Raw genomic sequence first — 4,390 nt, 5'->3', positions numbered from 1 at the left:
CACGTTCCGCAACCCGCGAAATCCGTCGATCTCGATCGCTACGTCGGCAGATGGTACGAGTTCGCGCGGTATGAAAACCGCTTCGAGCGCGGATGCGACGGCGTGACGGCCGAGTATGCGAAGCGGGAAGACGGTCTCATCGGCGTGCGCAATACCTGCCACGAAGGCTGGCCGGACGGCCGCGCGCGAAGCTCCGACGGGCGCGCAAAGATCGTGGCCGACAGCGGCGGCGCAAAGCTGAAAGTGTCGTTCTTCGGGCCGTTCTTCTTCGGCGATTACTGGGTGCTCGATCGCGCCGACGACTACTCATGGTCGATCGTCGGTGAACCGTCGGGTCGGTTCCTGTGGATCCTGACGCGCGATGCGAAGCCCTCCGCTGAACAGGCCGCGGCGCTTGTCGAACGGGTTCGGACGCTCGGTTACGACACGACGATGTTGCGGCGCACTGCGCATTAGGGCGACCGCACACAACACGCGTGCACGGCGCCATCGGGCCGGGAACAACGCCGAGCTCCGCGTATGCCCGCAGCCGTGGCCGATGGCGACGGCGACGGCGACGGCGAAAGGCGGGATATCGCCGATGGAGTACGCGTGATGGTGTCGATACCCGTCAACGTGGAAGGCGTCTGCATTGACGCCGTTAGACTCGCGCGTGGGGTGGGGCGATACAAACCGGCATGCGCGCTCCCGCTCCCGCTCTCGCTCCGAGAGGCGGATCGTTGTGCACGCCCGATGCCAGGCATCGGGCGCGAACAGTCGGTGGACTAGATCTGAGCGCGGTCGCGCGAGTTCACGGCGACCACCGTGGGCGATTCGGCCAGCGGGAGGAAACGTCGGGTGGTGCCGTCCAGCGCATCGATGCCGCCCGTCTCGATGTCGTAGACCCAGCCGTGCAGGTTTAGGCGTCCTCGCTCCAGTGCAAGCGCGACTGAAGGGTGGGTGCGCAGGTTCGCCAGTTGCGCGATGACGTTTTCGCGCACGAGCCCATCGAGTTTTGCGCGCGGCGTGTCGTATTCGTGCGCGGCGTTGATGACTCGCGCGGAATCGGCATGACGCAGCCAGTTCGCGACGGCCGGCAGATGGTCGAGGCAGGTGCAGCGCGAAATCGCGCCCATCGCGCCGCAATCGGAGTGGCCGCAGATCACGATATCCCGAACGCCGAGAACGGCGACCGCGTATTCCACGGTGGCGGAAACGCCGCCGGGTTCCGGGCCGTACGACGGCACGATATTGCCCGCATTGCGGATCACGAACAGTTCGCCCGGCTCACGCTGAGTGAGCAGTTCAGGTACGACACGGCTGTCGGAGCACGTGACGAATAGCGCCTTGGGGTTCTGTGACGTGGCGAGTTGCTTGAAAAGCGCCTCACGTTGCGGGTAGATGTCGCGTTGAAAACGCAAAAAGCCATCGATGATGTCTCGCATGCTCGCTCCAAAACTTCAGACGTATGATCAGCGCAGTTGCAAGCAGGTGCGCCTGCGCGGCGAGCATGATAATAGAGACATCAGGCGGGCGGGATGGCGTGCGGGGTCGCCTGGTATCCGACCCAGGAGAACGAATATTCGATCAATTTGACATAAGCTAAACTAGCGATCTTTTAGGGTCGCAAGGAAATACTGCGTTGAGCAGGCTCCTTGTTGACGCACGCCACCTGGCCTCAACGACGACAGCTCGCGCAGCTTGAGCGCCGCGGCTCGTTTTCGTTCCGACACCATTCTTAGGCGATCGACAGCTACAGCTGCCATCCCGACTTTCCCCGTAGCACCTCAATTTTTGCCTCGCTACGCTGGACCGCTCTCGTCATCGATGCGGAGCCGCTGATGGACCACTGGCGATTGGCTTATCTCGGGATCCGGCAGGTGCCGCGCGAGCTGAGCGAATTCGAGCTCGCCACATTCTTCACGTTCTCCAAGAGGGAGCGTGTTGCCATTGATTCAAGACGCACCGATCTCTTTCGGCTCGCGGTTGCGTTGCACATCGGCTTTCTACGCATGACCGGCCGACCGCTCGGCTCGTACAAGCAGATCCCGACTGTTCTTTGGCGACATCTTGGCCGACAGCTGAATGTAACGCCGCCAGACCTCGGGACGCTACGTTCACTTTACGATGGCAACCTCAAAACCTTATCCGACCACCAGCGCTTTGCTCGGGACACCATCAATTTTCGCGCCGTCGCGGAACATCAACGTCGGTATGTCATCCGTTGGCTCAAAGAACAACTCACCGGCCGCCCAGAACGCGGCCAGTTGACGAACGATCTCAAACGTTGGTTCTACGACCATCGCATCGTGATACCACCGGAGCGCATGCTCAGGCAGTTTGTCGTCCAGGCTGTACGCGACATTGAGGGGCAACTGCACGGCGCGCTCGAACAGGCTGTTGGTGTGGAAAAACTCGAGAGTTGGGCGCGAGTTCTGGCTCAGCCGCATGGAGAACATTCAAGTCTCCAGCGATGGCTGTGGGCCGTTCCGCTGCGCAACTCTACCCATCAGATGAGCGAGATCCTCGACAAAGTCAATTTGCTCACGATGCACGAGGTGGCAACGCGTTGGCCGGTTGAATGCAACGATGCCATGGTGCGCCACTATGCCCGCCGTTGTGCAAATCGCCCGCCATCGATCAGCAAGAGAATCGAACCCCAAAGCCGACGAATCGAAGCCGCCTGTTTCATGCGGTATTCCCTCTGTATTGCGACTGATCAGGTACTCGAGATGCTCCGAAGATGGGTACTGAAGGTTGTCAACGACACGTCGCGCGAAGTGGACGCGATGCGGATGAAGGCTGCGGATCAACTCCGCGAGTTCGCGCTTGCCGTCAAAGCACTCGCCAATGATGAAACCCTCTCGCGCGAACAGCTCGGTGAGAAGCTTTGCCTGCTTGCAGATGATGTTTTGCAACCGCATCCCACCAGCCGTCGGAGCCAGATCCGGCAGTGCCTGGTCCGAAAGCGGTACTACGCCCGTAACCTTTTGAATCGGATCGTGCAGCTGCCGTTCGAGGCCGAGGGTGCTCATCCTGTAATCGATGCCCTCTCGTTGTTACGTGTGCTATATCGACGCCGCGCTTATCTTCTGCCCGACGGAGTCAATATCAGGCTTGGGCGCGCGTGGCGCGAGGCGATCGATGGCTACGATCGGCTGCGGGCCATGATTGCCTTCGAGTGGGCCACCCTCTTTGCGCTCCGCGTCGCCCTGCGCAACGGCTCGGTTTTCATCGACCACAGCTTCTCGTTCAGAAGTCAGCTGCATATGCTGATCTCGGCCGAGCAGTGGAAGGCAAAGCGTAACAATCACTACGGACACCTCGGCCTGCCCCAAGACCCGAACGAATTTCTCGGACCAATCCTTGAACAGCTCGACCAGCGCCTTGCACTACTCGATGATGCCGTGGTCGATGGCTCAATCCGTGTTGATACTGCAGTCCACCTCGACCCGATGGCTGCGCAGGATCCAGACGCACAAGCCGATCAACTTCGCCGTCAGATCTTCGAAGCTCATCCGCCAGGCCAATTTCCCGAGATCATCCTCGAGATCGATAGTGCGACACGCTTCAGTTGGATCCTGCTTGGACGCGAGCCGCGGTCACGCACCGAGTTACTGATGGTGTATTCGGCGATACTGGCTCACGGCACCTCTCTGACGGCAGCTGATATTTCTCGGATGGTCCCGGAAGTGTCAACCGAAGCGATTCGTCAAATGATGAAGCGACTCGCGGACGAGCGAATGCTGCGTGCAGCTGCCGATGCCGTTCTTGAATTCATGCACGAGCACCCGATCGCCGCCCACTGGGGTCGAGCCGATCTAGCATCGTCTGACATGATGTCGCTGGAGACAACTAGGACGATTTGGCGAGCGCGTGCAGACCCTCGTCGCCGGACTGCATCCATTGGGATGTATACGCATGTGCTGGATCGTTGGGGCATTTTCTACGACCAACCCATCGTCCTGAATGAGCGCCAGGCAGGTGCAGCAATCGAGGGTGTCGTCCGACAAAGCGCTACCAAGGACATTGCTCAACTCGCCGTCGATACCCACGGCTACACCGATTTTGCGATGGGAATGTCCCGGGCACTTGGCTTTGATTTATGTCCTCGCCTGTCACACCTTCGTGACCGACGTCTCCACGTGCCTCGCAGTCAGGTGGTACCGGCGCGGCTTGCAGGGGTCACGGATCGGGACGTCCGACTCGGTCTCATCGTCGACGTGTGGGACGAATTCGTGAGGATCGCCGCATCGATTCGCTCTGGCCAGTGCACAGCTGTCGAAGCGATTGCCAGATGTCACGGGTCGGCAATATGGAGCCAATCCAGGGGCGGCGTAAAGGAGCCACCTGAGGGGCGGCATATAGGAGCCAGCCCAGGGTCGGCGTAATGGCGCCGGCCCCGGGTCGG

The 4,390-nt window shown here is 60.5% G+C and carries 2 protein-coding genes and 1 pseudogene; 2 read left to right on the top strand and 1 reads right to left on the bottom strand.

Annotated features, from left to right (window positions below; translation table 11 throughout):
* Positions 1–456 (top strand): lipocalin family protein (locus AC0KUR_RS37675; protein WP_473377366.1); only part of this gene is annotated, 456 nt, incomplete at its 5' end.
* Positions 457–764: 308 nt separating this feature from the next.
* On the opposite strand, the gene AC0KUR_RS37670 is transcribed toward AC0KUR_RS37675, so the two are convergent.
* Positions 765–1,424 (bottom strand): carbonic anhydrase, encoded by a 660-nt coding sequence (locus tag AC0KUR_RS37670; protein ID WP_059676244.1) that lies wholly within the window; start codon positions 1,422–1,424, stop codon positions 765–767.
* A gap of 396 nt (positions 1,425–1,820) precedes the next feature.
* Between AC0KUR_RS37670 and AC0KUR_RS37665 the strand changes: the two are divergent.
* A pseudogene (locus tag AC0KUR_RS37665) lies at positions 1,821–4,319 on the top strand (Tn3 family transposase); the annotation flags it as partial.
* Positions 4,320–4,390 lie beyond the last annotated feature (71 nt).

Source organism: Burkholderia sp. YHN3-13 (genome assembly GCF_055810675.1).
This window is presented reverse-complemented; position numbering and strand designations above follow the sequence as displayed.

Bases quoted from the DNA above. Each gene is read 5' to 3' on its own strand.
- AC0KUR_RS37670 (WP_059676244.1), bottom strand. From the start codon at position 1,424: ATGCGAGACATCATCGATGGCTTTTTGCGTTTTCAACGCGACATCTAC.